Origin of the sequence: Caldimonas manganoxidans ATCC BAA-369 (assembly GCF_000381125.1) — a bacterium.
Lineage (GTDB): Bacteria > Pseudomonadota > Gammaproteobacteria > Burkholderiales > Burkholderiaceae_C > Caldimonas > Caldimonas manganoxidans.
The window spans coordinates 1-2,645 of record NZ_KB905987.1 but is presented as its reverse complement, the minus strand read 5'-3'; the positions used below and the strand labels follow the sequence as shown (position 1 = coordinate 2,645).

Annotated in this window: 3 protein-coding genes and 1 pseudogene; all 4 read right to left on the bottom strand. The window is 70.0% G+C overall.

Translation table 11 applies throughout. From position 1 onward, the window contains the following. Positions 1-674 (bottom strand): S49 family peptidase (locus F615_RS18965; protein WP_033371773.1); only part of this gene is annotated, 674 nt, incomplete at its 3' end. Positions 675-679: 5 nt separating this feature from the next. Further along, positions 680-2,197: a phage portal protein gene (locus F615_RS0116770; RefSeq protein ID WP_019562306.1), complete on the bottom strand. Its 1,518-nt coding sequence runs from the start codon at positions 2,195-2,197 to the stop codon at positions 680-682. Further along, complete coding sequence (locus F615_RS0116765; RefSeq protein WP_019562305.1) at positions 2,197-2,418, bottom strand: phage head-tail joining protein; 222 nt, start codon at positions 2,416-2,418, stop codon at positions 2,197-2,199. Before F615_RS0116765 ends, F615_RS0116770 begins: the two co-directional genes overlap by 1 nt. Then, positions 2,418-2,645: pseudogene (locus F615_RS0116760) on the bottom strand (hypothetical protein); the annotation flags it as partial. The gene F615_RS0116765 and the pseudogene F615_RS0116760, both read right to left, overlap by 1 nt.

Sequence of the window (2,645 nt, the reverse complement as noted above, 5' to 3'; positions counted from 1 at the left end):
CCGACGAAGAGGCCATAGAGCCGATCGACCTCGGCCTGCAGTGCAGCGCGTGCGGCATCGGCCAGCGGCGCGTGTGGCGAGTAGTCGTTCTTGCGCGCGCCCGCGGTGATCGCGGTGTAGCGCAAGCCCTCTTGGGCGTCCTTGACCGACTGATCGACATGCAGCGCGATCACGCCGATCGAGCCCACGCCGCCGGTCTCGGTGACGAAGAGCCGCTCGGCGGCGCAGCCGATGGCGTAGGCCGCGGAGAAGGCGGCGTCGTTGGCCACGGCCCAGACGGGCTTCACGGCTGCCGCCTCGCGCACACGGCGGGCGAGCTCGAAGCAGCCGCCGGTCTCGCCGCCGGGCGAGTCGATGTCGAGCACGATGCCGGCGACCATCGGGTCGCCAAGGGCCGCCTCCAGCCGCGCGCCGATCTCGGCGTAGCTGGTCAACCCCGAGGCCGCCTCCAGCCCCAGCGTGCGCTTGACCAGCGTGCCGTGGATCGGCAGCACCGCGATCGAAGCTTCCGGATAAGACGGAGGGTTCGCGGGCCGAGGCAGCGGCGGCGCGAGTTCGACGTCCGGCACGGCGAGATGGAGGCGCTCGGAGAGCACCGCGAGGATCACATCGAGCTTGGCGCGCTGCACGAGCAGGGGCGTGCCGAACAGGCGGGCGGCGAGATGAGGCAGCATCGGTGTCAGTCCTGAAGGTCGGTGTCGGGCGCAGGTGTCGGCACCAGCCTCGATGCTTGGTCGTGCCGCGGATCCGAATCGAAGACCAGCCCCAGTTCATCGGCGCGCCGGTTGTCCGCAGCGATCTCGCGGTCGATGTCCTCGGCGTCGTAGCCGTAGGCCGAGATCGCCTCCGAGCGGCTCATCAGCCCGGCGCGTATCGCGAGCTTCAAGGCGTTGAACTCCTTGAGCGGATCGACCCACTGCCAGCCCTGCGGGATCCACTTGGCGGCGAGGAACTCTCGGCGCCGGCGCGCAAAGCCCGGCAGCGACAGGGCGCCTTCCAGCACCGCCTGCTCCATCCAGGCCCGCCACACCGGGCGACAGAGCTGATGCACGATCACCCCGTGCTGGATCGCTTCGCAGCGGCGGCGGAACTCCAACAGCCCCGCACGGATGCTGGAGTAGTTCACCTGGGTGAGATCGCCGGTGAGCATCTCGTAGGTGATGCCCATGGCGGCGGCTACCGCCCGGAACTGCTGGCGCATGAACTCGCCGTAGCTCGAACCGACGTCCGCCGGCTGACTGAACTTGATGTCCTCGCCCGGCTCCAGGATCTGCAAGGTGCCGGGCTCGAGCCCCGCGAGCGCCACTCCCTGGGCATCGGGCAGCCCCTCGCCCATCAGGCTGTCCTCGGGGGCGAGCCGTGTGATGAAGCCCGCGAACATCGCGGCGGTTTTCTTGCGCACGAGCTCGGCGTCGTCGTACTGGTCGAGTTCGTGCAGCTTGACCAAGGCGCGGGCGAGCCAGGGCTCGCCGCGGATCTGTCCCGGTCGCAAGGGCCGAAACAGGTGGATCACCTCGTCTGCGGGCACGCGCACGGTGTCCAGCCCTCCTGCGGCAGCCCCCGTGCCTGACATCGGCGCAAGACTCCCGTCGCCCGGGTGCGAGCGGGTCAGGTGGTAGGCCACGCGCCGCCCGAGCCGGTCGAACTCGATGCCGGCGCGGATGACGTTCCCCGAGGGCAGATCGCGGTGGAGAGTCACCGGCAGGTGTTCTGGCTCGAGCACTTGCAGCTGCAGCCCCACGGGCAGACCGTCCTCGGGGCGGCGCCAGCGCAGGCGCACCAGCGCCTCGCCGCCTTCGAGCATGGCCCGGCAGGCGAGCGCCTGCAGGCCGTAGAAGTCGGTCAGGCCCGCCGCGTCGGCCTCCTCCACCCAATCCCACCACAACGCGTGGATGGCCTCGCGCACGGCCGCATCCGTCACCATGCTCTGCGGCTTGATGCCGGTGCCGATGGCATTCGCCACAAAGGCTTCGATGCCGGCAGCCGCCCAGGCGTTGCGCCGGGCGAGATCGCGGCTCTTGGCGCGCAGTTCGTGTTGCGTGTAGGCCAGCGCCGCGACCGCCCCGGGGTTGCCGACCTGCCAGGCCACAGCCCGGCGGCCGCCGCCCACGCCGTCGTAGGTGGGGTTCGTGCCGAACAGCCGGCGCTTGAGGGTGCTGAGCCAGCTTGCTGGCGTTTGTGAGGTGCGCCAGCCCATCACGTCCCCTTGGTCGTGTGAAGGCGGATCTGCCGCGGCGCGCCGGGCCACAGCCCCGTGGCAGCCGCCTGCTCGAACAGGTCGCGCTTGACCGCCGCGATCGCAGCCTGCAGTTCCTCGACACTGCGGTACTCGACGGTCTTGTCGCCGAAGCTCACGCGTTTTTCGCCTTTGGCCAGCGCCGCTTCCAAGGCTTCGAGGTGGGCTTGGGTATAGGCCATCAGCGGTAGACCACGAGGTTGATTTCGGTGGAGTCGGCGAAGGACGCCGCGGTGGTCGCGCAGCCCACATCGACGTGCGTCGGCGTCTTCTCATCCAAGGTCGAGCGCACGATCAGCAGCCGCTGCGTGCCCGTGTTGGTGTTGCTGCGTGCGACGCCCACCCAGCAGTAGTTCGCGTCCGGCAGCGGGCTGGCGAAGTGCACGCGGTAGCGGCCGGCTGCGGTGCG